General features: G+C 71.6%; 18 protein-coding genes. 10 read left to right on the top strand and 8 right to left on the bottom strand.

Annotated features, from left to right (window positions below):
• Nucleotides 1-230 precede the first annotated feature (230 nt).
• Together LG634_RS19540 and LG634_RS19535 are read right to left on the bottom strand one after the other, a co-directional pair.
• Complete coding sequence (locus tag LG634_RS19540; protein WP_226735166.1) at nt 231-7,553, bottom strand: LamG domain-containing protein; 7,323 nt, start codon at nt 7,551-7,553, stop codon at nt 231-233.
• Between the two features lie 316 nt (nt 7,554-7,869).
• The gene (locus LG634_RS19535) at nt 7,870-8,484 is read right to left on the bottom strand and encodes an HSP18 transcriptional regulator (protein WP_226735165.1); all 615 of its coding nucleotides are present in this window, start codon (nt 8,482-8,484) and stop codon (nt 7,870-7,872) included.
• Nucleotides 8,485-9,170: 686 nt separating this feature from the next.
• On the opposite strand from LG634_RS19535, the gene LG634_RS19530 reads away from it, so the two are divergent.
• Both LG634_RS19530 and LG634_RS19525 read left to right on the top strand, forming a co-directional pair.
• A complete protein-coding gene (locus LG634_RS19530; RefSeq protein ID WP_226735164.1) occupies nt 9,171-9,647 on the top strand; it encodes a cupin domain-containing protein in 477 nt (158 codons plus the stop codon).
• Between the two features lie 569 nt (nt 9,648-10,216).
• The gene (locus LG634_RS19525; protein WP_226735163.1) at nt 10,217-10,690 is read left to right on the top strand and encodes a hypothetical protein; all 474 of its coding nucleotides are present in this window, start codon (nt 10,217-10,219) and stop codon (nt 10,688-10,690) included.
• A 56-nt stretch (nt 10,691-10,746) separates the two neighbouring features.
• Here LG634_RS19525 and LG634_RS19520 read toward each other — a convergent pair whose 3' ends face one another.
• Nucleotides 10,747-11,382 (bottom strand): LysE family translocator, encoded by a 636-nt coding sequence (locus LG634_RS19520; protein WP_226735162.1) that lies wholly within the window; start codon nt 11,380-11,382, stop codon nt 10,747-10,749.
• 101 nt (nt 11,383-11,483) lie between these two features.
• Nucleotides 11,484-11,954, bottom strand: a complete 471-nt coding sequence (locus LG634_RS19515; RefSeq protein ID WP_226735161.1) for an aminoacyl-tRNA deacylase — start codon at nt 11,952-11,954, stop codon at nt 11,484-11,486.
• 130 nt (nt 11,955-12,084) lie between these two features.
• Between LG634_RS19515 and LG634_RS19510 the strand changes: the two genes are divergently transcribed.
• The 3 genes from LG634_RS19510 (at nt 12,085) to LG634_RS19505 (ending at nt 14,770) form a co-directional block, all read left to right on the top strand.
• Nucleotides 12,085-13,185 (top strand): ArsR/SmtB family transcription factor, encoded by a 1,101-nt coding sequence (locus LG634_RS19510; protein ID WP_226735160.1) that lies wholly within the window; start codon nt 12,085-12,087, stop codon nt 13,183-13,185.
• A gap of 422 nt (nt 13,186-13,607) precedes the next feature.
• Nucleotides 13,608-14,078 carry an erythromycin esterase family protein gene (locus LG634_RS37920; RefSeq protein ID WP_264203326.1) on the top strand — a complete coding sequence of 157 codons (471 nt, stop codon included), beginning with the start codon at nt 13,608-13,610 and terminating at the stop codon, nt 14,076-14,078.
• Nucleotides 14,015-14,770 carry an erythromycin esterase family protein gene (locus tag LG634_RS19505; protein ID WP_264203336.1) on the top strand — a complete coding sequence of 252 codons (756 nt, stop codon included), beginning with the start codon at nt 14,015-14,017 and terminating at the stop codon, nt 14,768-14,770. Before LG634_RS37920 ends, LG634_RS19505 begins: the two co-directional genes overlap by 64 nt.
• 155 nt (nt 14,771-14,925) lie before the next feature.
• Here LG634_RS19505 and LG634_RS19500 read toward each other — a convergent pair whose 3' ends face one another.
• Nucleotides 14,926-15,864 (bottom strand): YobF C-terminal domain-containing protein, encoded by a 939-nt coding sequence (locus LG634_RS19500; protein WP_226735159.1) that lies wholly within the window; start codon nt 15,862-15,864, stop codon nt 14,926-14,928.
• Between the two features lie 1,128 nt (nt 15,865-16,992).
• On the opposite strand from LG634_RS19500, the gene LG634_RS19495 reads away from it, so the two are divergent.
• The gene (locus tag LG634_RS19495; RefSeq protein WP_226735158.1) at nt 16,993-17,322 is read left to right on the top strand and encodes a hypothetical protein; all 330 of its coding nucleotides are present in this window, start codon (nt 16,993-16,995) and stop codon (nt 17,320-17,322) included.
• Nucleotides 17,323-17,922: 600 nt separating this feature from the next.
• A complete protein-coding gene (locus tag LG634_RS19490) occupies nt 17,923-18,261 on the top strand; it encodes a hypothetical protein (protein ID WP_226735157.1) in 339 nt (112 codons plus the stop codon).
• 441 nt (nt 18,262-18,702) lie between these two features.
• Here LG634_RS19490 and LG634_RS19485 read toward each other — a convergent pair whose 3' ends face one another.
• The 3 genes from LG634_RS19485 to LG634_RS19475 all read right to left on the bottom strand — a co-directional run bounded on the left by LG634_RS19485 (nt 18,703) and on the right by LG634_RS19475 (nt 21,407).
• The gene (locus tag LG634_RS19485; RefSeq protein ID WP_226735156.1) at nt 18,703-19,077 is read right to left on the bottom strand and encodes a hypothetical protein; all 375 of its coding nucleotides are present in this window, start codon (nt 19,075-19,077) and stop codon (nt 18,703-18,705) included.
• A 335-nt stretch (nt 19,078-19,412) separates the two neighbouring features.
• Nucleotides 19,413-19,631 (bottom strand): hypothetical protein, encoded by a 219-nt coding sequence (locus LG634_RS19480; RefSeq protein ID WP_226735155.1) that lies wholly within the window; start codon nt 19,629-19,631, stop codon nt 19,413-19,415.
• 201 nt (nt 19,632-19,832) lie between these two features.
• Nucleotides 19,833-21,407, bottom strand: coding sequence for an InlB B-repeat-containing protein (locus tag LG634_RS19475; protein ID WP_226735154.1), 1,575 nt, complete (start codon nt 21,405-21,407; stop codon nt 19,833-19,835).
• Nucleotides 21,408-22,018: 611 nt separating this feature from the next.
• On the opposite strand from LG634_RS19475, the gene LG634_RS19470 reads away from it, so the two are divergent.
• The 3 genes from LG634_RS19470 to LG634_RS19460 all read left to right on the top strand — a co-directional run bounded on the left by LG634_RS19470 (nt 22,019) and on the right by LG634_RS19460 (nt 25,721).
• Nucleotides 22,019-22,147 (top strand): ricin-type beta-trefoil lectin domain protein, encoded by a 129-nt coding sequence (locus tag LG634_RS19470; protein ID WP_226735153.1) that lies wholly within the window; start codon nt 22,019-22,021, stop codon nt 22,145-22,147.
• A gap of 413 nt (nt 22,148-22,560) precedes the next feature.
• Nucleotides 22,561-23,988: a non-reducing end alpha-L-arabinofuranosidase family hydrolase gene (locus LG634_RS19465; protein ID WP_226735152.1), complete on the top strand. Its 1,428-nt coding sequence runs from the start codon at nt 22,561-22,563 to the stop codon at nt 23,986-23,988.
• Between the two features lie 86 nt (nt 23,989-24,074).
• A complete protein-coding gene (locus tag LG634_RS19460) occupies nt 24,075-25,721 on the top strand; it encodes a glycoside hydrolase family 27 protein (protein WP_226735151.1) in 1,647 nt (548 codons plus the stop codon).
• The last annotated feature ends 4 nt before the right edge of the window (nt 25,722-25,725 follow it).

The raw sequence follows: 25,725 nt of genomic DNA, 5'->3' as shown, positions 1-25,725 counted from the left end.
TGGTCATGGGGTGGTCCAGGTGCCCGGCGCCTGCCAGGCGCAGGCCCCGCCAACTCGGGGAGCGAGTTAGGCAGGTCCTCGGCGGTGATGTGAGGGCGTCCGTGCCGTGCTGCTGCCCTCGGTCGGCGCCCCGCCCGGTCACCGCCGCGGCCCCGAAATACTTCCTGGACCGTCCGAACCGGACGCCTGGAGCGCCCGGCCCTCCGAGGTGACGGAGGGCCGGGCCCAGGTCAGTTGTCCATGCCGAAGTAGCGGCTGAGGTAGTCGATGATCTCCGTGGAGTGGGGGAGGAGCTCGGGCAGTTGGGCGGCCAGGGCCGCGCGGGTGGCGGTGGCGAGGGCGGCGGTGCTGGTGGCCGCGGGGCGGACGTGCGGTTCCAGGCGCTTGATCAGCTCGTAGTTGCTGTCGATGTTCTCGGCGCGCATCGCCTTCTCCAGCGGCGGCGCTCCCGGTGCCGGGATGGGTGCGAGTACCCGGCTGACGTAGGTGACGCGGTGCAGGATCCGCCAGCACGGGGGTTTCGCGGAGCTCTGGCGGGTCTGCCGTAGGGCGGCGGCGTCGGGGGCGTCGCTGCCCGACAGCCAGGTGGGGTCGACGACCTTGTGGTAGAAGTCGTCGAAGTTGGCGCTGTTCTCGCCGAGGTAGAAGGTGAGGAAGCGGTAGGCGTCGACCTTGCCCGGCACCAGGACGGGCTTGCCTGCCGCGTCGTAGACGGGCTTGCCGTCCTTGTCGCGGCGCTGCAGGTCGCCCGGGGGTGCGCACTGGACGTCGAGGCCGAAGGAGCGGGAGGCGTCCTTGCCCTTGGCGCGGGTGACGCTGAAACCGCCGCCCACGGAGGCCTCGAGCTGGCCGTAGAAGTTCACGCCGCTGAAGCCGAAGTTGCCCCCGTAGGTGCCGCCGATGCTGCCGCTGAGCGCGTAGGAGCCGGAGGTCGTCTCGCTGACGGCGTCGGTGGCCTCGGTGGTCTCGGCGAAGAAGCCCCCCTGGGCCGTCCAGACGTAGGTGTTGACCAGGTCCCGGTGCGAGAAGCCGGTGGCGGCGGCGCTGCCGGCGGTGCTGCGCCCGGTCTCCTGCTGCTCGACGGACATGCCCATCGAGCGCAGGAGCGCGTTGGCCTGTCCCTGGGTCGGGTCCGCGCGGTGGGTCTCGGTCGAGACCGATTCGTAGAAGGCGTGCAGTCGCTGCTGGTCGCGGGTGATCCGGCGCTTGAGCGCGTAGGCGTCCCGCGGCTTGAAGTAGCTGTACTCGCCGTAGCCGGTGGCGGTGGGGTAGTCGGGGTCGGTGACTTTGCCTCGGTCGTCGAAGCCGACTGCGCCGTCCAGGGTGCCCTGTTTGGTGTAGCGGGGGTTGATCGGGAAGTGGATGAGGTTCCAGTCCGGCGGGATGTCCGGGTTGGGCAGCATCCGGTAGGCGACCAGGGCACCGGTGTGCGCCAGGCGCAGCGCGAAGACGTCGGCGGTCTGGGACTGAACGAGCGCCATGCCGGTGTTGGCGGGCACGTACCGGCGGCCGACGGCGGAGTTCAGCACCTTGGCGGCGTCCTCGGTGTAGCCGGTCAGGGCCAGCTTGGCCTTGCGGGCGGTGTTGGTGCCCTGGCTGACCTTGGTGTCCTCGCTCCATGTGTTGGAGAACTCAAGGCAGCCCGTCAGGCCGACCTTCAACTGGGCGTCGGCGAGGGGGGACGCGATGCCGAAGCCGGCCGGAGCGGTGATCGACAGGACGCTGGCGTCGGTCTCGAAGCCCACCGCGAAGCCGAAGGCGGCGTTGACGCTGCGGGTCTTGCTGGAGGACAGGCTCCGCACCACCTGGTTGGCCTCGGCGAACTCCACCGAGGAGGCGGCGGCGTAGCCGTCGGCCTTGTCGGTGAGGTTCTCCGAGGGCACCGGCGGGGCGCCTTCGATGTAGCCCATGAGTTGCGGGTCGAACTGGGCCTGGCCGACCCATTCGGTGGTCAGGTCGCCCACCTTGTAGCCGGTGACCAGGTGCCAGCGGCCGTCGCGGACGAAGCCGTAGCAGCGCTTGAGCACACCGAGCGCTTCACCCTTCGCGTCGTACTGGAGGTCGGCGTACTCGGTGGCGCCGGGGGCGCCGGCGATGGTGTCGTGGAAGGGGGTGCGGACGTCGGCGAGGGCCGAGCGGACCTGGGCGGTGTCGGTGGACACGGGCGCGGTCGAGAGCAGGACGCGGGGCCGTTTCGCGGAGAAGGACAGGTTGTTGCCGCGCAGGCCCTCGTCGCGCACCGAGGTGGTGCCGGGTTCGGTGGAGTCCCGCTCGAAGGGCCAGTAGCCGAGCAGGTCCTGCTTGTTCTCGCGCAGGCGGGTGAACAGGTTGTCGCCGATCTGCTCCCGGGTGCGCACGGTGCGCCAGATCCGCACCTCCTCCAGCGTTCCGGCCAGCAGCTCCGTGGGTTTGCCCGCTTCCAGGCGGGCGCCCAGGGTGAGTTGGGCATCGCCCCAGGAGACGGTGTCCTGGGTGGTCGCGGGGGCCTCGGACAGCGGCTCGCCGTTGCGGTACAGCCGCAGCGGGCTGGCCGTGGGGTCGACGTCGCGGGTCCAGCGGGCGCCCCGCAGTTTGGCCGGGAAGGAGCCGGAGACGTCGACGGTGACGTTCCCGGCATTCTCGTTGAAGGGCCAGCGGGCCAGCAGCCCCTTCTCACGCGCGGTGACCGGCAGCCCGAGCTGGACGGTCGGCCGTGCGGAGTTCCACAGCCGCACCTCGCACAGGACACCGTGCAGCCCCCGGCCGATCTCCAGCTCGCTGGTGTTGGACTGTGCACCAGGCCCGCTGTACAGGTGACTGCCGGCGGTTCCGCCGTCCAGGTAGAAGCGGATGTCCTGCTCGGACTGGATGCTCGCGTTCGCCTGGGCGGCGGCGGAGGTGTCGGGCTTGCGGCGCTGGCGCACCACGCTCACCCGGTGGAAGGCACCGGCCGTCACGGGCCGGTCGGAGGTGTAGCGGACGGCCTTGCCGTCGGCCTCGGCGAAGGCGAACTCCACCCGGCCGTCGGCCAGGATGCCCAACTGGTACGGGACGCCGTCCCGGCCGCCGTCGACCACCGTGCCTTTGGCGAGCAGGCCCATCGGTGCGCCGAGCTTGTCGATCCGGACGAACGCCTCGATGGTGAGGTCCTCCAGGACGTCCAGCGAGTTCTGCGGGGCCACCGACAGGCCCGCGCCGCCGTTCAGGCTCAGGGCCCAGGACTGGGTGAACGTGGCGGCCAGGTGCGCCCATTCGTTGCACGGGAAGCGCTCCGCCGAGCGCACCACCCGGTCGCCCACCCGGGCCACCACCTGGTAGCCCTTGATCGGTGAGGCCGGGCCGCTCGGCCCGGGGAAGGCCCAGTACCCGAGCAGCCCGGGCTCCCGGCCGGAGAGCCGTTGGTGGCGCTCGGCGGAGATCTCCTGCTGGGTGCGGGCCCGCCCGAAGACGCGGACCTCGTCGATCCGGCCGTCGAGGTAGTCTCCGTTGAAGGGGAAGTGGCCCAGGATCAGCGGGCCGTTGCCGGTGTAGGCCCCGTTGGAGGTGCGGCGGCCGACTTCGATGCCGTCCCGGTAGAGGATCTGCTCGCGGGTGGCGTTCTTGTACACCGCTGCCCAGTGGTGCCATTCCAGGTCCGGGTAGGCCTGGGCGGTCTTCAGGTCGTCGCCGTACAGCGAGAAGTAGAGGGTCTCGTCGGGGTGGACCCACAGGTGCAGGGACTGGTCGACCCGGCCGTCCGTCGCGCCGTGGAACAGCAGCGGCTCGACGCGGCCCCGGGACTGGTTGCGCTTGGCCCACAGCTCGATGGTGAAGTCCCGGTTCGCCAGGTCGAGCGAGGGAGTCAGCACGGCCTTGGTGCCACCGACGAACTGCCAGGCCGGGAGGGCGACGGGGGCGAGCGCGAGGGAGTAGCCCGATCCGTTCGCGCCGGCGTGGATGACCCGGCCCTGCCCTGACTCGGGGTTGACCCAGGCCTCCATGGTCAGGTCGCCGGTGAGAACGACGCCAGGCGCCTGGCCGGCAGGCAGGGTCAGGTACTGCTCCTTGCCGTCGAACAGGAAGGCCCGCCCGGGCATCTCGGCCCGCCAGCGGCAGCCGCGCCCGGTGATCGTCGCCTTGGCCGTGCCGTTGGGGACGGAGTCGACGCCGCCCGTGGTGAGCCCGATCAGCCGGGATCCGGCGGACAGCAGGACCCCGGCCCGGGTGGACTCCGCCCGGGCCCAGTCGTAGCCGACCAGGCTGACCTTGTCGCCGGGCTTGATCGCGGTGCCCGCCGTCGTGAGGGTGAGCGTCTTGGCGCCGGTGGGGTTGTCGGCCTCCGCGGCGTAGCCGGTGCTGCCGATCACGAGATGGGCCTTGGCCGGGACCGGCACGGTGGTGGCCCCGGTCAGCTCCACATTTCTGCCTGTCACCCGGGCGACCGCGCCGACCGTCACCGGCCGGCCGGGGCTCCCGGCCAGGGCGGCGGCCATCAGGTCGGCCTTGCGCGGCAGGGACCGCCAGGTCTCGGTGTCCGTCCCGACGGTGATCGTCAGGTCGCATCGGCCGGGCGCGTCGCCGTCGGCGACCTTGATGGTGGCGCTGTCCAGGGGAACCGCCGGGTCGCGGGCGAGGAAGGTGAGTGTGCCTCCGTCCCCGGCGAGCCTCTGTGCGCCGCGGACGACGGCGGTGTCGTAGTACACGGCGAAAAACTGGTTCTCGGCGCCGCGGAAGTACAGCACGACGTTGCCGGTGCCGCTGTCCAGCAGTGCGGGCCGGTCGGTGCCCCGGGCGAATTCGAGCAGGCCGCCGGACAGGCTCAGACCGGTGGAGTCCACCGCCAGCAGCGGCATCGCCACCGTCAGGTCGTCGTCCCCCTGCAGGGCCGTCGACAATCGGGCCAACTGGTCCTGCGAGTCCTTGAGTTCGGCCTGTTTGCCGATCAGCACGAGCTGCAGCTCGGCGACCCGCTGCCGGGCCGTGCGCGCCTCCTGGAGCAGCTGGCGCGCGGCGTCCAGCTTCTCCTTGGCCGCGAGGTACGCCACGTCCACACCCGAGCGCATGGACAGGCGCGTCATCTTGAACAGGCCCGAGTCCCCTGTGAGGCATTCGCTCGACTGGACCAGGTGGGGCAACTGGTACGTGGAGGGCGAACCGATCGCGAGCCGACTGCCGCGGTTGACGATGCGGACGTACTCGCCCTCGGTGATCAGCTGGAACTGCGCGCTGACGTTGCCCGGTTCGCGGACGATCGTGCTCAGCCGGGCGGTCTCGGACGTCGAGTTGCCGGTGACGCGCAGGTCCCGGTTGCGCTCGTGGGCGACCAGGAAGTGGCAGGGCCGGCCGTTCTGGCTCTGGCCGGTGTCGTCCACCCGCCAGGTCGTCCGGGGACCGTTGGGAGGGACGAACTGCACCCCGGCCTCGTACTCCGAGGTGAGGATGGCGAAGAGCGACTGCACCAGGTAGCCGCCGGCCAACTGGCGCGGCGTCTTGAGTTCCAGGCTGTAGGTCCAGGAGGTGACCAGGTCCTTCTCGGCGAAGTAGCGCCGCTCCAGGTCGTCGACGCCCGGCTTCAGCCGGTCGACTTCTGCCTGGCACTCGGCCACCCGGCCCGCGGTGCCGGCCAGCCGGGTCATCTCCGCCTGAAGGGCCGCGACCTCCGGCTCCAGCCGCTTGATCAGCTGCTGCAGGGCGCTGACCTGCTCCGAGTCCTGGCCCTTCGTCGGGCGCTTGAGCACCGCCGGGTCCAGCACGTCCGGCGCCTGGGCCAGCCGGCCGTCGCGGCCGACCGCGAAGTCCAGGCTCGCCAGGCACGGGTTCTGGCCGTACCTGGCGGCGAACGCCAGCAGCACCCGGGCCTGCCGCTTGGCGGGCTTCGGGTCGGAGCGGTACCCGGCGACCGCGTTCTCCTGCTGGTGGTACAGCACGGCCGACAGGCCGGACACCACCGAGCGCCCCTTGAGGGTGAAGCTGTCGCGCCGCACCCCGGGGTGGTCGCCGACCGGGGCCTCCGAGCCGGCCCACTGCACGCCGCCGGCGAGCGTGCCGTGCAGCGCCCGGTCGCTCTGGTCGTACGCGGTGCTCCCCGCGCCCTCGTCGAACCGGTAGTAGGCCACCAGGCCCGGCTCGTTACCGATCAGCCGATAGCTCATGTCCTCGGTGAGCTCGGCGGCGGAACGCACCCGGTCCCAGATCCTGATCTCGTCGACGTCGCCCTTGAAAAGCTTGTCCGTACCGCCGGAGGAGTCCTTGCCGACCAGGGTGTTCACACCGGGGGCCGGGGTGAACGGCAGCGCCCCGCTGCCGGCCGGCCTGCCGTTGACGTACAGCTTCACGGTGGTGCCGTCGAAGGTGGCGGCGATGTGGGTGTAGGCGTCCGTCGGCACCGACTCGGTGGACAGGAGCGGCAACGGCGCGCCCTGGTGGGTGAGGCTCACCAGACCGGCGGCGTCCACCGCCAGCAGGTACTCCCCGCTCCTGGCCAGCACCGGGCCGTCGTAGGAGGCGGGTTTGACCCAGGCCTCGATCGAGTACGCCTTGCCGCCGAACCGCAGCGCCGCCGGATCGCCGAGGTCGACGTGGGCGTCGGTCCCGTCCAGCCGCAGCGCGGTCTCCGCACGCCCCTCGGTGCCCGTCACCGGTACCAGCTCGCGCCCGGTGAACGGGCAGTTGCCCGGGCTGCGCTCGAACACCGCGTCCCGGTACAACGGGTCGGGGCTGGTGTAGAAACGGGTGCCCCGGGTGTTGAACAGGCCCTGGGCGCCCTGCTCGACGCTGAAGGAGTCGACCCGCCCGGTGGCGTCGTTGTGGGCGAACAGCTGCCAGCGCTGCACGCCGCTGATCGCGGTGGGCACCAGCACGGCGGCGAACCGGCCCTGGGTCAGGTTCCGGACGAAGGACAGCTCCTGGGTCGGCTCGTGGAACGGGCGGCCCTCCATGTCCTCGGTGCCCAGGCTGTCCTTGGCCGACTCGGGACGGGTGGCGTGCCGGCTTCGCTTGTAGCGGACCTCGAGCACCGGCTTGAGCTTGCCGTCCACCAGCAGGAACCGGTCGCACAGCAGGGTGTCGCGCACCAGCGGCACCTTCTTCGTACCGCTGAGCACGTAGTCCGTGCGGGACGCGCTGCCCGAGCAGCCGCCGCCGGTCAGCTTGTACACCGCGTCGGAGTGCGTCTCGCCGACCGACTGCCGTAACACCACCACGTACGTACTGTCGGAGACCACGTGGAACGGGGCGTCCGCCGTCAGCCGCGCGGTGGTGGACAGGAAGAGGTCGGTCTCCTGGGCCGTCGGCCGCTCGTCGACAGCCGCCTCGGCCCCGCCGCGCTTGACCGTCGGCATCGCCGTCGCGCCGACCACTGCGTACCCCACCTCGGCCAGCTCCCGGGGGAAGACCAGCTCGGCCGGGTTGTCGCTCCAGTACGCGGTGTCCGTCTCGCCTTTGGCCGGCGGGCCGGACAGGTCCAACGCCGAGTAGACGATACGGCGGGACGCGTCCATCGCGAACGCGATGGTGGTGCCCTGGTGCCGCGCCATCGTCACGTGCCGGTACGACCGGTCTCCGTAGATCTTGAGCAGGGATTCCTGTGGTGCCACTGCTTCCCCTCTCGTGAGCATGGCCGCCGGCCCCGGGCCCCGCGGTCCGGAGCGGCGATGGACGTGCGGGTCGTTCCTGACGGAGCGTCGGTCAGTCTGGCACCCGCGGCTACGGTTGAGGGGGAGTTGTGAAGGCTCGGCTGCTACACGTCTTGAACAACGCTCCGGGTGGCCGGACTTCGCCGTCCGGCGACCGTTGTCACGGCCGGGGGGCCGCAGGCCCGGCGACGCCGTCGGGCCAGCCTGCAGTGTCGTTCCGCGTTCCACCCGTCGTCGGCACCCGTTGCGGCCGGGGCCGTGCCGTATCGGGTGCGGATCACGTGCTGCGCTGGTCGTGGGTGTCGTGGGTGTCGTGGCGGAGCTGGTCGGTGTGGCGGGTGACGGCGTCGATGCGTTCGGCGAGGTCGGCGTCCTCGGGCCGCAGGTGGGGGCGCGCGTCGGTCAGGGGGCGGACGAGGCGGGCGGTGTCGTCGTGGGCGAGGGCCTGGTTCAGGTCGCCGATGGCACCCCCGGCGCCGGCGGGCAGGCCGGTGAGGGCGGTGATCTGGCCGGCGAGGCGGCGCAGGTCTGCGGCGTTGTCCCGGGCCCAGGCGTCCACGCTGCGGTCGGCGGCCCGGGTGTCGCGGGTGGCCTGGACGCGTTCCTCGCCCGTACTTCCGGCCTTCCCCGGCCGCAGGCGCAGGTAGCGGCGCTCGGCCGCCTGGCGGCTGGCGACTCCGAGGGGGCCGGCGAGGTCGGCCCAGCTGGCGCCCTGGCCGCGGGCGTTCTCGATCAGGCCGGTTTCCCAGCCGGCGAGCTGTTCGCGGACCTCGCGGAGCATCAGCAGTGCGGCCAGGGCCGGGTGCGGGCCCGCGGCCGGTGCGGACGAGGGTGCCGGCGTGCTCGTGGGGGCTTGCTGCGCGTCCTTGACGGCCTGGTTGAGGGCGTACACCGTGGCGAAGGGCGTGGAAGTGGACGCTGTGAGAAGTGTCCGCGGCGAGGTCCTCCATTCTTGGCAGGAACTCCGTGCTTCGCGGTAACGCCGTTCGGGCCGGCTGCGTCCGCCGTTGCGGTGCGGCGCCCGGCCCGGGTTCAGCCCGGGCGAGCGCGAGACGGGTCCGGGACTTCATCAGCCCGCCCGCCTCCCACCAGTCCTCACTGGCGAGCACCGCACGACGGCTTCTGCAGCCGCCCGTGTGACCCGTCATGGAGCCACCACCCGGACCGTACGGTCCTGCCACTGACAGCGTCCGGTTGCTCCTTTCTCTGGCATACGTCGGCGTGCTGGGTGCACACGCGATCCGAGGCGCGGCCGTTGGCGCATCTGACCGATCATGCTGCAGGTGGGAATTCGCGGGCCGCTGGACGTCCGGGTGGGCGGGCGGCCGGTGACGGTCGGGTGCCGACACGCGCGGACCGTCCTGGGAATCCTCCTTTCGGCCCGGGCCGAAACGTCCCGGTCGACCGGCTCGTCGACGTGCTCTGGACGCAGCGGACGCCTGCCAAGCTCACCACTGGGCCTCGGCGCGGAAATGACCGCGGGACGCGCGTGCTCAGCACCCGGTCAGTCTGGAAGGGTTGGCCCGGCGCAATACCTGTGCCAGAGCGGCCAACACCTCCGTCGACCGGGAGAGAAGCATGACCATCAAGGACATCGGGCCCGAACCTCAGAGTTTCGACCTCGAGCAGGCGACGCTGGAGAACACCCACTACCGCTCGGTCGCCTGGTCCGGGAAATACCTCCAGCTGACCCTCATGTCGATCCCGGTGGGCGAGGACATCGGCCTGGAGGCGCACCCGGAGACCGACCAGTTCCTCCGGCTCGACGCGGGCCGCGGCCGCGTTCAGATGGGCAGCGCGAAGGACCGCCTCGACTTCGATCAGGAGGTCGAGGACGGCTGGGCGGTCTTCGTACCCGCCGGCACGTGGCACAACGTCACCAACACCGGGGACGAACCCCTGCAGCTCTACGCCGTCTACGCCCCGGTCCACCACGCCCCGGACAAGATCCACGCAAGCTTCGCCGACGCGGAAGGCGACGAGGAGTCGGGCAACGACGAACCCCCGGCCTGGTCGGTCCAGCCCACCCACCAGCCCGCGGACAAGCACGCCTGACCACCAGCGGGGGCCCAGGAGAACAGACGAGCACCAGGTCGCTGACCTGGCTCTGCCATGGAGCGGATGCCGGACCCGGATTGGCTTCCGGCACACGACCCGCTGACCCGGTCCGGTCGGTCCCCGCGGTACGCACCGCGCGTGGCGCCGGGTGCTGCACATTCCTCCCGAGACGACCGCAAGCCCGGTCCCCCTCACCCAGAGGGAGCAACCAACCGTCGGCGGGTGGCACCCGAGGCGCCATCGCGGCCTCGAGGCGCCGTCCGACGTCGGCGCGGCGACCGGGAGGGGCTCGGCGGCGATCGTGGGCGTCTCCACCTCGGGCTGTATCGGCCCCGCGGGGCTGGCGCCACACGACCGCGTCCACCCGCTGCGCCCCGTGCTCCGACCGGGCGGACCCGGCCCGGTCCAGGTCAGGGACGGGCCGGGCCGGTTTCCGCGGGCACCTCGGGGCGCAGCAGGGAGGTGAGTCGCCCGGCCGGCAGCCCAGGCACCGCCGTCCCGGCCCCATTGGCGACGTCTCAGGGGCACGAGTTGGCTTGTCAGAGGCATCGGCCAACTTGCGGGCCATGGGAGACTCAGGCGGATCATTGACGGCCCGGTCCACGGGGGAACTGCACCAGCTCATGCGGGCAGCCGGGTTCACCGACATCGGTGACACGCAGGCGTTGGCGGACGGCTGGCAGGTCACGGACTTCGCCGACGCCGGACGGCGCAGCCTTGCCAACCTCGTCCAGCGAACGGGGACACCGGCGGTCACGGTGTCCTTCCTCGACAGTGATGTGGGCTTCATCGAGGCCCTCACGCCGGACGGCAACTCCTGGGAGGGCCTGCTCAACCGCGAGATGGCGAAGAGCTACGAGATACCTCTGGAGCACTTCCCCATCGAACCCGCCGTGGCCGGCGCACTCGCCTGGTCGGCCGCCGCGGGACTGACGCCCGACGAGCAAGCCATCCGGCAGACACTCACCGGGTCGGCCCTGTTCGCGGAAGAACTGTCCTCTGCTCTCCTGGTCGTCCTGGGACTGCCCGGCGCAGCCTAGCCCGCATACCAGGGCCTGGGGAATAACGCGATCGTCCACAGGTAGCCCGGGAGCGGTCAGGCCCGGGTGGTGGCGGCCGTGAGCCCGAGGCCGATCAGTGCGATGCCGCCCGCGCCGCCGATCGCCGACAGGCGCCGGTCGGAGCCGGCGAACCAGGTCCGTGCGGCCGATGCGCCCAAGCCCCAGGCGGTGTCGCAGATCAGGCCGATTCCGGCCGCCACCAGGCCGAGGACCATCATCTGCAGCGGTACGTGCCCGGCGCCGTGGTCGACGAACTGCGGGAGGACCGCGGCGAAGAAGACCAGGCCCTTGGGGTTGGTGGCGCCCACCAGCAGGCCGTCCAGAACCGTGCGCAGATCGCCGGGACGTTCGCCCGCCTCGGTCACCAGGTCGGCGCGCAGCCGGCCGCGGTGGCGGAACGCCCGGACACCGAGGTGGACGAGATAGGCGGCGCCGGCCAGCTTCACGGCGGTGAACACGGTCGCGGAGCTCTGGACCAGGGCGCCGACGCCGAGGGAGACCGAGAGGACGAGGGCGTAGGAGCCGAGGAGGTTGCCCAGGACGGTGGCGAGCGCGGTACGGCGACCGTGGGCCAGGGCGCGGCCGACGACGAACAGGACGCTGGGCCCGGGAATCGCGATCACGACGAGTGACATTGCGGCGAACGCGAGAAGGCTTTCGGTACTCACCATCGGCTGGGACTTCCTGTTCTGTCGAGCGGTCGAGCGGTCGAGCGGTCGAGCGGTCGTGCGGTCGTGCGGGGACGGCGGGGGTGGGTCCGGGGCCGTGGTCGCTACCGGCAGACCGAGGCCACCCGGGCGCGCGGTAGGCGGACCAGGACGGCGGAGTCGAGCTGGAGGGTGCGGTCGGCCGTGCCCGCGCCGCAGTAGACGGGACCGTCCGCTTCGGCGACCGCGGTGTCGATCAGGCACGGCACCCCGGGCCGGTGGCTGACCGGCGGGACGCCTCCGGGCACCAGGCCCTCCGCCGCGAGCAGTTCGGGGTCCGCCGGGCGCAGCCGGGACCGGCTGGTGCCGAGTACGGCCGCCAGGCGGGCGAAGTCCACCCGGTCCTCCGCCCGCAGCACCACGAGCAGCAGCGCGACGTCCGGGGTGGTGAAGGCGAGCGTCTTGACCGCCTGCGACCAGGGAAAGGGCAGGGCCTGCCGCTCGGCGACGCTGTGCGCGGGGGCGTGCGTGTGGACGGCGTACGTGCAGCCGTCCGTGTCCAGCACGGCTCGCCACAGCGCCTCGGGCGTGTTCATGGGGGAAGACCTGTGGCCTTTCGCTCGGCGTGGGGGAGGGGTGACCTGCGGCCTGACGGCGCATGCGGTCTGTTCCCGAGCCTGAGCGACGCGGCGGGCTCGGATCAACTGATTGTGAAATCCTGCAATCGTGATCACCCTGCGCTTCGCCGAGACGGCCGAGGAGGACATCGCCTTCTCCGTCTCACCGTTGCTCGAAGCCGTGCACTCCTGGCACGTCCTCACCGATCCCGGACACCACGCCCTGCACGTCCCGTGGGTCCGGCGGTGCCGCCGTCTGCCCGCCGGCCTGCGCCGGCGGATGCGCGAGCAGGGTTCCGTCGTCGCCGACTACATCCCCGCGTTCTTCGAGAGCAGGGCCGGCGATCACGAGGCCGACTTCGCGGGGCAGCTCGCCGCCGTTCGGACGCTGCCGCCCGCCCTGCTGGCCGCCGAACTCGCCCGGACCCTCGTCCACGCCACCCGCCACGCGGGGGACGACCTCGTCGCCGACCCCGCCGCCCGCGACGCGGCCCTCACCGCACTCCGGCAGACCGACCCCGGCCGGGCGGCACGCCTGGACGGCATCCTCGCCGACCCCCTCCCGGCCCTCGACGACGTGCTCACCGTCCTGGAGGACTACTGGAGCGCGGCCTTCGCCGACGAGTGGGACCGCATCGAACCCTCCCTGTACGAGTCGATCGCCCGCTCCGGAGCCAGGATCGCCCATCAAGGGCTGCTCCCGATGCTGCGCACCCTGGCCCCGCAGATCCGCATCGACCCCGGCCGCCGGACCCTGAGACTCGACCGCCCGCACGACCACGACCTGACCGTCAGCCGCGAACATCCCGTGACGTTCACCGCCAGTCACTACGTCTGGCCGCACGTCCGTGTCACCTGCGACGCACCCTGGCCCCTGCGGATCACCTACCCTGCGCTGCCCCTCGCGCCGGCCTCGGCGGCCCGCCCCGCCAGCCAGGAGGACACCCTCACCGCGCTGCGGGCCCTGGCCGCCGCCCCGCGCCTGCAGATCATCACCCACCTCGCCGCCCAGGGCCGCACCACGCAGGAGCTCGCCACCCTCCTCGGCCTGTCGCCCTCCGTGACCTCCCGTCACCTCCACCAGCTCACCCAGGCAGGACTCACCACCACCCGCCGCGAGGGCTACTACGTCCTCTACTCCCTCGACCCCGCCCGCCTCGACCAGCTCGCCACCGCCCTCACCACCCTCGCCCCCGGACCCGAGGCCTGAACGGACGCCGCAGGACCCGCCCGGGAGGCTCCGGTCCGACGAGGCCGGGAACCGGGGCAACCCCCGCCGTACGGACTCCCCGGGTGAGCCCCGGCCCGACCCGGTGGACCACCCCAGTGCGGTCCGGGCCACCGCACACGAGGAGTGATCGCAATTGCACGGATACCCGACGAAGGCGACCGGCCGGCGACGGCTGCTCGCACTCACGGCAGGACTGGCCGCCACGGCGCTGGCCGGCCCCGGCGAGGCTGCCCCGTCTCCGTCTCCGTCTCCGTCTCCGGCAGGGCCGGCCGCGTCGGCAGGCTCGGGCGCGAGGAAAGAGGAAGCAGCCCTCTTGCGCTCCCTGGAACGGGCAGCGCACCCCCTGCGCTCCACCGACCCCGGCGGCCGGAGCGCCGACCTGCGGGCACTGGGCGGGCGCCATGGTCGAGAAGGCGGAGGTGGTGGGGCTGGGCGAGGCCACCCACGGTTCGCACGGGTTCTTCGCCATGAAGGAGCGCGTCTTCCGGCACCTCGTCGAGGAGCGCGGCTTCACCACCTTCGCCCTGGAGATGAGCTGGTCGGCCGGGCTCAGGATCGACGAGTACCTCCGGGGAGGTGCCGGCGACCCGCGGAGCATCGCACGGGACACGCTGGCCGGATCCCCCTGGGAGCGCGAGGAGTTCGTCAGCCTGATCGGCTGGATGCGCGAGCACAACCGCAGGCACCCAGGCCGCCGCGTCCACTTCATGGGGGACGATCTCGGGGTGCCGGAGCTCGGCGACCACGTCTTCGCGCGCGTGCTGTCCGCCGTCCGCCGTACGCCGTACGCCGTACCCGCCCGCAGGCACTGCCCCGGCTCACCGAGCTGTACGCCGCTCTGCGCCCGTTCGACGACATCTGCGGCTATCTGAGCCTTCCGCTCGCAGAGCGGAAGGAGAACGCCGCCCGCGCGCAGGAGGCACTTGACCTGGTCGCAGGGCAACAGAACGCCGGGCGGCAGCCGGAAGCCGGAGGCGACCACGCGTGGACGGTGCAGCACGCGCGGAACATCGCGCAGACCTTCGCCTTCGCCACCGTCGACCTCGCCGACCCGGCCTCGGTCACCGCCGCCGAGCGCCTGCGCGACCAGGCCATGGCCGACAACGTGCTGTGGTGGCAGCGCAACACCGGCCACAAGGTGCTGCTGTCGCCCCACAACGGTCACGTCGGATACCGGTCCACCCATCCGGACATGTACCCGCGGACCCAGGGCGCCCTGCTGCGCGACCGCCTGGGCCGCGGCTACGCCGCGATCGGCTTCAGCTTCGCCGGCGGTTCCTTCCTCACCAAGGACACCTCCCTCGACGGGGAGTGGAAGCCGGTCACCGTACCGGCGGCGCGCCCCGGCATGAACGAGCACTCCCTGGACCGGGTCCGGCACCGGGACTTCTACCTCGACCTGCGCACCGCACCTGCCGCCGCCCGCACCTGGCTAGACCGGGCCCGGCCGGTCTACGACGCCGGTTCGACGTTCATCCCCGAGCCGCTGCCCGTCCTCGCCCTGGGACGGGCCTACGACGTCCTCGTCCATCTGCACCGGGTCCGCTCCGCCGATCCGCTGTAGGGCCTGCGCGCATCCTCAACCGGGGTGGCGGTCCGGGGCCGCGGGCAGAGGCCGTGCACGGGTGCCCCCGGTGCCCGGCATGCCTGGAGCCGTACGGCGGCAGCTTGCGGATCCGGCCCGGCCCGTTCGATGAGGGCCGGGCCGGATCCGTCCGGTCAGGACGCGTCGCCCCGCGCTGCAGCGAGGGCCGCGTGCAGCTGTGCATAGGTGGGGGCGAGCCGGCGCAGCTGCGCTGCCGCGGCCTGGTCGTCGCCGTGCAGCAGCGGGTACTGCAGACCGCCCAGGATCCGGGCCTGGCCCTGTGCGAGGGACGCTGCGTGGGACAGCCCCAGCTCGTGCAGGCAGGTCGCGGCGTCGTTGAGGCGGCGCGCTCCCACACGGACGCCGAACGCGGTGAGCAGCGTGCGGACGTGCGGGGGCAGGCCGTGGGCGACCATGTCGGCGAGTGCTTCGACGGCGGCGGCCCCGCCCAGTGTGCCGGGCGGCACGGGCAGGTCGTCACGGCCGGCCAGCCACCGCTCGGCCGCCGGCAGCGACCGCCTGAGCGCGTCGGCAGGAGTGGTCGGGTGCTCGCGTACGAAGTCGGCCCGCATCACGAACGGGGCGTCGATGTAGCCGATCGCCTTCGCCTCCCAGGCGGACAGGAACGCCTGCGTGGGCAGTGTCGCGTACGGGTGACCGTGGGGGTCGTGGAGTTCGACGCCGTCCTCGTCGGCGGCGAGCACCACGACGTAGTGGTCGCCGCCCCCGTCGTCGGGCGTGCCGGGCTGGTACAGCAGTAGGCCCATGTCCACCGGCCCGACCAGGACCGGCCCCCGCGAGCAGGCGGTCCGCAACCGCTCCAGCGCCTCCGCCGGCGTCCCTCCGTCGGTGCGCTCACAGCTCCAGCCCAGCAGGGCGATCGCGGCATCGAGACCGAGCTCCGGGTCCCAGCCGTACGGATCGAACAACGGCAGGGAACCGCCGAGGAGCTGCGCGCCGAACGGTGAACCCGTCAGCGTCTCGATGACCGCCGTGGAGGGCGCCTCCTCACCCAGCATCATGGCCAGCGAGTTGGTGAAGCAGTAAGGGCCGGAACCGACGTAAGCGAGCACGAGAATCCTTCGTGGAGATTGAGCGGAGACCGAGGTGATCCCGGCCGGCGGGCCGCCGGGCGGGTGAGATCAGCCAACCCCCTCACACCGTGTCAGGGTCAACCCAAGACCCGGCATGCAACCCGGCGGTCGGGCGGCGCAACGTGCGAGCGGGGCACGTTTCATTGCGCTTCGGGGCTGTTGGAAGAGGCGGGAGCGGTTGCACGGCTGCGGGGGTCGGTGGGGGCGTGGCGGTGGGCGGTGGCCACCGGCGCGGTTCCTGCGCCCGGCCCGGGGGGCGTTGGCCGGGGAAGGTTGTGGATGCGGTGGACGCGGAAGGGCTGCGCGCCGCGCTGGTGCCGGTGTCGGCGTTCGAGGAGGCCGGTGCGCGCGGATCAGGTGACCGTCCGCGCCCGCCGCCGGGACCCGCTCACGCCGGACGTGGGTGGAGGTGTCCTGGTGGGCATGCCCGCGCGGGGAACCCGGCCCCGCCCGGCACGCCGTCCCGTAGGTCCGGGCGGCTGCCGGCTGATCCGTGCACCGGGCAGATGCGCGGGGTGGAGTCGTTGTGCCCTGGTGGGGTATTCGCCGCGCCGCTGCGAGGAACTGCGCGCTTCCCGGCCCGGGGGTGCCGGTCCGGGCTCGCAGGTAGCCGTGGCGAAAGGGCGCGCACGGGTGAGGCTCGGTGCCCCGTGTTGCCGGGGGCAGGCAGCCCCGGGGGTGCCCACGACCGTCGGTCTGTACGGTTTTGGCCCTGAGGTCTCTATTGCGGGGAAATGGGGGCAGACTGGGGGTAATACCAGCCTGGTCTGGTGAGGGACCCCGCGCCACCACAAGGTCACGTAGCGTGTGGCTGTCGGACGGTACGGAAGCCTTGCTCGGCTGTGCGCGGCCGTCCGAGGCCGCGTGCGTGACGGCCTTCAGTTCCCGCGACGCGTCGCGGAAGGTGGCCGACCGTGATGGGCTCCCGAATCCCCGGAAATGGCGGGCACCGCCATGCCGCACCCCACCTCTACCAGTACCCCTGCCCCCTGGCTGCGCCCCCGCGCGCCAGACCCGCGCGCCCTGACGCGCGCCGTGACCGCGGGCACCGATGCCGAGACCGGCATGCGTTTCGCCTGCCGTGTGTTCACACGGACCGCTGCCGTCGTGGTTGTCGCGCCGACCGACGAGGAACGGGCGCTCGCCCACACGCTCCTCGGCCGGCTGGCACCGTACCCGCTGGGCGCCACACCACAGGCCCGCCTCGACCGCATCCGGGAAGCCGTCACCGCCCTGGCCTTGGTCGGCGCCCGCCACCACACCCCGCTGGGGCACCTGGCCGGAGACTGCGCCACCGCCCTCGCCCCCCTGATCCGCCGCCACCACAGTCCCTCCACCGAGGGACTCCACGACGCCGAAGCAGCCCTCCGCGATCTATACGACGCCCTCACCGCCCTCTACGGACAGCCCACCCCGCCCGTCACGACCGGCCCCTGACCCGCGCCCGGGCCGGGCAGGCCGGGCGCGGGTCGGTCCGGGTGGTTTCACCGGCACGGTGGTGTGGGTTGCCGACCACTGCCGCAGTCGGCGACCCGGTCCTGGCCGCCAGCCTGCCTTTTCCGTGTCTGTTTGGTGTGGTGGTGGGCAGACATCTGGTCTGAGGACTTTCCCGAGGGGTTGCAGCAGGGCGGTTTCTCCCCTCCTTGGCCGTGCTGCGCAGCCAAGGTGGGGCTGTGCGTTCGCCCGCAGCCCCACCTTCCATGCCGACACTGCACGGCGGGCGGCGGGCGGCGGGCGGCAGGGCTGGCGGGGGCCGTGTGCTCACTCGCCTGCCCCGTGGGTGTGCGGCCCGGGTGGAGTGTGTGTGAGGGTGTGGAGGAGCCCCAAGGGCTCCGCCCCTGAGAACGAAGTCGGGGCCGGACCATCGTCACGATGGCCGGGCCTCACCGGCACGCCGCTCTCTTCTTCCTCGTCCCTTTGCACCGGCCGTGGCGGCCGGAACCGGGGGCGTGGGTGTCCGGCGTGGGCCGCAGGGTTCCCGTCGAGTACGCGTCACGGCAGTGTGCCGGCTGATGTGGGTGGAAGGGTGTGGTGGTCATGCTCAGCTGGGATCACGACGACTGCCTGGTGGTCGGCGTGCACGCTCCGGTCGGTACGTCGCAGCGCGCCGAGCTGGCACGCGCCCTCGACACTCTCATCGCCGAGCGGCGCCCGTCGGGTCTGGTGGTGGCCCTCGCCCGTGCGGCCGGCACGAATGCGGTGGTCTCCGTGGTGCTGAGGATCTTCCGGCATTGCGTCGAGCAGCGAATGCCGATGGCGGCGGCGTGTCCGCTGGCTGCGACCCGTCACCTGATGAGGGTCAACCAGCCGGCGCTGCCCGTGTTCGCCGCGGTGGAGGACGCGGTCGCGGCGGTGGGAATCCTGCAACGCCGCTGATCCCGGGCTGCGGCGAAACCGGCCCGATGACTTCCTCATCGATGAGGCGGCAGGGGCCCGGCGGTATCGCCGGTCCGTGGCCGGGCGTCAAGCGGCCTCGCAGGCCCTGGCAGAGTCCGTGGTGTCACCTCCGGCATCGACACTCCGGCCGTGCTGTGTCGGCGTGTACGGACCTCCTCGATGTGACGGGAACACCGCGCGAGCCACCCGCACGGTCTCCTCCGGGATCTCCAACAGATCCACTCCACGCAGCGACACCGAAACCCCACCCCACCCACACGACGACGGCCTGCACAACCCCCACGGGGTCGCACAGGCCGTCGTCACGAAGCCCCTCGTCGATCGACCAACAGCGTCCATCCGTGGAGGGAGCTCTTGTCACTCAGGCCGCGCCTGCGTTCTCGTCGAGCCCGTGGAGCGGAAGGTGACCGGCGGGCCCGGTCACGGAGTGGTCAGGGTGGGGTTCCTGACGACTTTCGCACAGATCGCGTACGCCTTGAGCTTCCCGGGGTCGTTCGGGTCGGAGTTCGTTGCGAACGCCCACCAGCCTTCACCCGCGATCGGGATGCTCGCGCCGACCGCATAACGGTCGGCGTAGGAGTTGCCCGCGACCACCATGGCACCGCCGCCCGTTCGGGTCTCCCCGGCCGGGCACTCCGCCTTCGCCACCGCGCGGCCGGGATACCCGCCGCTGGCGACCGGGATGGTCACCTCCGCACTCTCCACCACACGCACGACATCGTCAGCCGCCGCGACGCCGGCCGACGCAAACGTCATTGCCGCAGCCGCAGCGACGACCAGAGACCTCTTCAGCACAGGGATCTGCTTTCACTCGATCGACAGGGAGCCCGCGTACTCCTGCGGGCTGTCTCCAGATCTATCCCGGTCCGTCTGCCTGTCGAGCAGGGCCGCGCCTGCCGGAATGTCAGGTTCACTGCAGAAACGATCGGGCTTAGCGCAAACAGTCCTCTGATCAGGACGGCCCTTGACCGCAGGCGGCGCTCGAGCAGAAGCGGGGACGGGCGGGGGCGACGAGGCCGTGAAGACGCCGATGACGACCTGCACAGTGCGGGAGCGGAATGGGCAAAGAGGAGGGCCCCCTGTGGGGGAGGCCCTCCTCTTTGCCCGTGTGGGCGGCTACCGGGCTGTCACTAGGTCTCGTTCTCCTCGTTCTCCTCGTTCCAGAGGACGGGGAGGACGGCGGGTGATGCCAGGCAGTACGCCGTCACCACGGCCATGATCAGCCAGGCGGCGGGTGCGGTGGCGCAGCGGGACAGGGTGTCCGCTGCGCCGGCCGCGGTGGTGGCTCCGGCCAGGGCGATCAGGCCCCACAGGGGCACCGAGTGGAACAGCGCTGCCCCCTGAGGCATCGGCTCTATCGAGCAACCGCTCGACGACCTCGTCGACCGTCTTGTCCCCGGCCGCCACCGCAGCCACCGGTTCCGTCTTGTCCGCCATGACTCGTCCGTTCCGCCTGGCCCACAGGCCCGAGGCCGAGCCCCGGGCCAGGCTGCCACATCACGGACTTGCACGATCTTTCAGACGCGCTCGATGACCCGGGATGACGTCCCTCAGGTCTCGATGAAGACCGCCCTGAGAGTGTGGGCGGCGTCCATGGTCACGTTGACCTGTTCGGCTGGTGCGTACTGGCGGCCGTCGTAGATCCAGGCTGCCAGGCGGTGGCCGGGGGCCGGGGTGGCGGTGACGGAGACGACCGTGCCCGGCTTGTAGGGGCCGTAGACGGCAGGGCGGACGCTGCCGCCGTCGGTGCTTTCGAGCGTGAGGGCGTAGCGGGTCCGGGGGATGGTGAGGGACCGGTAGCCGGCCACGATGGGAGTGGTGAGGCGGGCGAGCTTGGCGTTGTTGTTGCTCTCGTCGCCGAGGGGCTGGCCGTAGATGTTGAGCGACGGGTCGGAGTACACGTTCTCCGTGCGGCATGGCCGGCGGCAGGAGCTGGCGTACGCCATGAGGTCGGTGTGCTGCTCGTCGGGGGTGATCCAGCCGGTCCCGTACGGGGTGTTGAGCTCGTTGACCCAGCTGCCGTCGGGGACCTGCTGGGAGAGGGTCCGCCGGTCGTGGAAGAGGCCGAGGTTGTGGCCGATCTCGTGGCCGAGGTTGTACCAGCCGGTGAGCGAGTCGTAGTCGACGACGGAGAAGGCGAGGCTGTCGTGGAAGTTGCCGCGCACCGGCAGGCTGCCCTGCCCGGAGGACTGGCCCGGAACGCTGTTGACGACGGTGATCAGGTCCACGCCGTAGCGCTGGCGTGCATCGGCGGCGGCGGTGCCCAGCGCGGGGTCCTGCGGGTTGCTCAGCTTGCTCCACATCAGTGAGGAGGTGTTGTTGCCGGTGTAGTTGGTGTTGTAGGTGCCGATGATGTCGATGCTGGCCGGGACGCCGCTGTCGGCGAGGGCTTCGTTCATCTTGCGCTCGGCCCAGTAGATGGTGTTGACGACCTGCTGCTCGCTGCCTGCCCGCTGGACGGCGAGGGGGGTGTACCCGGCGATGACGTCGATGACGGCCGGGTTCTGCGCGGTGGCCGCGGCCCGCCCGGCGAGGGAGCTGCGGGGAGCGGTGCGTGCCGCCGGGGCCACCGCCAGCTCGTCGGGAGCGTGGTGCGGCTGCTTGGCCGGGTCCTCCTCGGTGATGCGGGCGCGCAGGGGGCGCCCCGGCAGGGTCTCCAGGTGGTAGACGCGCTCCCCGAGGTCGGCGACGACCTCGACGAGGGTGGTGCCGGCCGGGATGCGGTCGGTGGAGCAGACTCCGCGCAGGGAGACGATGACGCTGGTGTCCGGCCTGCCCTTGACGTGGCCGGACCAGGTGCGGGTGCCGCCGTTGTCGTCGATGCCGTCCTCGACGGCGGTGAGGCGGACGTTGTCGAAGAAGTCGAAGGTCCATTCGCGCGGGGCGCCGAACGGGGCCGTGGTGCACAGCATCCGGAAGGCGTCGAGAGGGAGCGGGATGGTGCGGTCGCGAAGCACCTCCGCCCCGTCGCCGGCCGGAGGCGACGGGGCCCGGGTGACGGCTGGGGCGGCAGAGACACCGGTGGCGGAGGCGCTCGCCAGGGGCAGAGTGGCCATGGCGGCCACGCAGAGTGCGAGCAGACGGGCTCGGCGGGAGCGGCGGGGGCGGCGGGGAGTCGTCGTCATGTCGCACACGAAGCCACAGGTGCCACCGCGTAGGCCGGAAACATGCCCGCCCGGAAGGCGAGGTCACTCGACCGACACGCCCTTACCACTCCGTTGCCCCTCCGATTTCCCGGGCCCCCGCGAACCGACCCTCGGTGGGGCTGTACGGCCGAACGGCCGCTGACGCCGCTCTGCGCCTCGGCACCCATTGCCCGCTCGCGGGGGTGCTGCCGAAACCGGTTGGGCGTTCCTCAACGTCGTTCCTGGTGCGCTACGTCATGCCCATATGCACTGCGTGTGCCCTTCGATGCACCGGTGAGGCCTCTGATGGCAAGGGGCGACGGCGAACGGCCTGCCCGACTGCACGAGCGCTGCTCTTGCACGGCCACCGCGCACCGTGGCGCCGCCGGAGGGCGCTGCGCACGGCGTGCTGCACCATCCACACCACCTCAGGCGGCGACGCCGGCCGCAACCGCAGCCCACCAGCGAGCGACGCCTGCGCCCGCTCGGCCTCCGTACGGAGGGGGCCGAGGGGCGCGTGGGGCGCGCACCGCCACCGCGCGTCGCGCCGGGCGAGCCATCGAGCAGATCGTGCAGGTGGTCGCAACCGCAGGGACTCCCGGCTGGTCGCGGTGCACAGCGGCAAGTGCGTGGACGTCAGCGGGATCTCGACCGACCCCGGCGCGAAGAGCCACCAGTGGACCTGCGACCCGGCGACCGATCTGAACTCGAAGAAGAACACCTGGCTCGCAGTCGAATAATCGATATCCGAACAGATCGCATTGCCGGAGGCGTTGGCCCTCCGCGTAAACGGCACGCCCTCTTCAGGTCAACTTGCATGACGGCCCGGAATTTTTGTTATCCGGGTGGGGTGTAAAACGCCGGAGATGCAACTCTTCGAAAAGCGTTGACGGATCCTCAACTCGAAATCTATCTTCTGCTCGAAGTGCCGCACGCTGTTCGTGAAATCGGACCATCAGGCCCCTCGTCGCAGAGGTGCCGCCTCCGGCGCCGCGCCACCGACAAGGCGGCCCGGCGTGCCTCGCCCTGCACGCGGCAGGGCCTCGTCCGGCGGCGCCGGAGACCGCGAACCACATGCCACCGCACCCCTTCAGGCGACCGGGCTCCGGGCCAGGACGCCCGAACCGCCTACTCAAGGATGTGAGAGGTCACCATGCGCAGACGCCGACTCCGCCGCGGATATCGGTCCCTGACGCTCCCCGCCGTGCTCGCGGCCCTGGTCTCATTGGCGGCGATGCTCGTCGCCGGCCCGGCCCAAGCCGCGACCAGCGGCGCCTTGCACGGTGTCGGTTCAGGCCGGTGCCTCGACGTGCCGGGCGCAGGCCAGAGCGACGGCACGAACCTGCACGTCTGGGACTGCCACGGCGGGACCAACCAGAGGTGGACCCTGACGGACGACAGCCGGCTGACCCTGTACGGCGACAAGTGCCTGGATGTTCCGGGCCACTCCACCACGGCCGGTACCCGACCGGTGATCTGGAGATGCAACGGCGGAACGAACCAGCAGTGGCGCGTCAACGCCGACGGCACGGTCGTCGCCGTGGAGTCCGGGCTGTGTCTGGACGTTGCGGGCGCCGGCACGGCCAACGGCACGGCGGTGCAGCTCTGGGCATGCCACGGCGGCAGCAACCAGCAGTGGACCGGCCTGTCCGAGCCGGGCAACACCTGTTCCCTTCCGTCGACGTACCGGTGGACCTCGACGGGCCCGCTGGCTCAGCCGGCGAACGGGTGGGTCGCGCTGAAGGACTTCACCACCGTGCCGTACAACGGCCAGAACCTGGTCTACGCGACCACGTCCGACGGTTCGTCGTGGGGCACGATGGCGTTTCGTCCCTTCACGAACTGGTCGGACATGGCGACGGCCACCCAGACCGGGATGAGCCAGGGACTGGCGGTGGCGCCCAAGCTGTTCTACTTCGCGCCCAAGAACATCTGGGTACTGGCCTCGAACGGGTGGGGCACCGCCTGGCCCTTCACCTACCGCACGTCCAGCAACCCCACCGATCCCCGAGGCTGGTCCGCCCCGCAGCCGTTGTTCACCGGCAGTCTCCCCGAGGGCGGCCCGATCGACCCGACTCTGATCGGCGACGACCAGAACATGTACCTGTTCTTCGGAGACGACAACGGCAAGATCTACAAGTCGACCGTGCCGATCGGCAGCTTCCCGGGCAGCTTCGGTTCGTCGTACACGACGGTCATGAGCGACACGGCGAAGAACCTCTTCGAGGCGCCGGAGGTCTACAAGGTCCAGGGCCGGAACCAGTACCTCATGATCGTCGAGGCCCGGGGGGTGAACGAGCACCGCTACTTCCGGTCGTTCACCGCGGCCGGCCTGAACGGCCCGTGGACCCTCCAGGCCGGCAGCGAGAGCAGCCCGTTCGCGGGCAAGGCCAACAGCGGTGCCACCTGGACCAATGACATCAGCCACGGTGACCTGGTCCGCGTCAACGCCGACCAGACCATGACCGTCGACCCCTGCAACCTGCAGTTCCTCTACCAGGGCTACGACCCCGCCACACCGCAGGGGACCCCCTACCAGCGACTGCCGTACCGGCCGGGCGTGCTCACCCTGCAGCGCTGATCCGCCGCATCCGATCAACCGCTCCTGACCTCCGCCCAGCCGGTCCGCACAGCGGCTTCCGCTGTGCGGACCAGAAAGGAATCCTCATGGCATCCCTGCCACGACGATTACTGCGCCTCCTCGCGGCCGGCGCACTGACGCTCACGGCCTGCGTCACCGCCTCCGCCCCCACGACCGCCGAGGCCGCGCCGGGCAGCCCGGCACTCACCCCGCCGATGGGCTGGAACAGCTGGAACAGCTTCGGATGCGGGATCACCGAGGCCCAGGTCCGCCAGGCCGCCGACACGATGGTGTCCTCGGGCATGAAGGACGCGGGCTACCAGTACGTCGTCGTCGACGACTGCTGGTTCGACCCGCAACGCGACGGGGCGGGCAACCTCCGGGCCAATCCGACCACGTTCCCGAGCGGCATGAAGGCGCTCGGGGACTACATCCACGGCAAGGGCCTGAAGTTCGGCATCTACCAGGCGCCGGGCGAGCGCACCTGCGCACAGGGCGTGGGCACCTACCCCGGCTCCACCGGCAGCAAGGGCCACGAGGCCCAGGACGCCGCAGCCTTCGCCTCCTGGGGCGTGGACTACCTCAAATACGACTGGTGCTCCGGCAGCGGCACCCTCGGTGAACAGGTCGAACGGTTCACGATCATGCGCGATGCCCTGCGCGCCACCGGCCGCCCGATCGTCTACAGCATCAACCCCAACAGCTTCCACGCCCCCACCGGCGCCACCCATGACTGGGGGCAGGTCGCCGACCTGTGGCGGACGACCGAGGACCTGCTCGACATCTGGCAGAACACCAACACCAACAGCTACCCGATGGGTGTCGGCAACGTCCTGGACATCACCGCACCGCTGGCCGCGCAGTCGGGTCCGGGTCACTGGAACGACCCTGACATGCTGGTCGTCGGCCGCCCCGGCCTGTCCCTGACCGAGTCGCGCAGCCACTTCGCCCTCTGGGCGCTGCTGGGCGCCCCGCTCATGGCCGGCAACGACATCCGCACCATGTCCGCCGACGTGAGCGCCATCCTGCGCAACCCCCGCCTGGTGGCGGTGAACCAGGATCCGCTGGGCGCCGGCGGACGCAGGGTGCGTGACGACGGCGGCACCGAGGTGTTCGCCAAGCCCCTGGCCGACGGCTCGGTCGCCGTGGGCCTGCTCAACAGGGGCGGGAGCACCACGACCATCACCGCCACGGCCGCGCAAGTCGGCCTCACCGGAGGGCCGTTCACGCTCACCGACCTGTGGACCGGCGGCACGTCCGGCACCTCCGGCCCGATCTCGGCGAGCGTGCCTGCACACGGTGTCGCCGTGTTCAGGATGACCGGGGGCAGCCCGCAGGCCGCGACCACCGCACGCCTGCGCGGTACCGGATCGGGCCGCTGCCTGGACGTGGACCGGGCCTCCACCGAGGCCGGGACGAAGGCGCTGATCTGGGACTGCCACACCGCCGCCAACCAGCTCTGGAGCACGTGGGCCGGAGGCGAGATCCGCGTCTACGGCGACAAGTGCCTGGACGCCTCCGGCCAGGGCACCGCCAACGGCACGCCGGTCGTCATCTGGCCCTGCAACGGCCAGAACAACCAGAAGTGGACCAGACAGGCCGACGGGTCCGTCCGCAACGTCCACGCCGGTCTGTGCCTCCATGCGAACGGGGCCGGCACCGCCAACGGAACCCCCGTCGTCCTGTGGACCTGCAACGGCCAGAGCAACCAGAAGTGGACCACCCTCCCGTGACGCC

It is taken from the genome of Streptomyces bambusae (assembly GCF_020532645.1).
GTDB lineage: Bacteria > Actinomycetota > Actinomycetes > Streptomycetales > Streptomycetaceae > Streptomyces > Streptomyces bambusae.
The sequence above is the reverse complement of the archived record's forward strand: the minus strand, read 5'-3'. Positions and strand labels throughout refer to the sequence as shown.

Excerpts from the sequence above, each read along its gene's own strand:
- LG634_RS19530 (WP_226735164.1), top strand. The coding sequence starts at position 9,171 with ATGACCATCAAGGACATCGGGCCCGAACCTCAGAGTTTCGACCTCGAG.
- LG634_RS19525 (WP_226735163.1), top strand. The coding sequence starts at position 10,217 with ATGGGAGACTCAGGCGGATCATTGACGGCCCGGTCCACGGGGGAACTG.
- LG634_RS19520 (WP_226735162.1), bottom strand. The coding sequence starts at position 11,382 with ATGGTGAGTACCGAAAGCCTTCTCGCGTTCGCCGCAATGTCACTCGTC.
- LG634_RS19515 (WP_226735161.1), bottom strand. The coding sequence starts at position 11,954 with ATGAACACGCCCGAGGCGCTGTGGCGAGCCGTGCTGGACACGGACGGC.
- LG634_RS37920 (WP_264203326.1), top strand. The coding sequence starts at position 13,608 with ATGGTCGAGAAGGCGGAGGTGGTGGGGCTGGGCGAGGCCACCCACGGT.
- LG634_RS19490 (WP_226735157.1), top strand. The coding sequence starts at position 17,923 with ATGCTCAGCTGGGATCACGACGACTGCCTGGTGGTCGGCGTGCACGCT.
- LG634_RS19480 (WP_226735155.1), bottom strand. The coding sequence starts at position 19,631 with ATGCCTCAGGGGGCAGCGCTGTTCCACTCGGTGCCCCTGTGGGGCCTG.
- LG634_RS19475 (WP_226735154.1), bottom strand. The coding sequence starts at position 21,407 with ATGACGACGACTCCCCGCCGCCCCCGCCGCTCCCGCCGAGCCCGTCTG.
- LG634_RS19465 (WP_226735152.1), top strand. The coding sequence starts at position 22,561 with ATGCGCAGACGCCGACTCCGCCGCGGATATCGGTCCCTGACGCTCCCC.
- LG634_RS19460 (WP_226735151.1), top strand. The coding sequence starts at position 24,075 with ATGGCATCCCTGCCACGACGATTACTGCGCCTCCTCGCGGCCGGCGCA.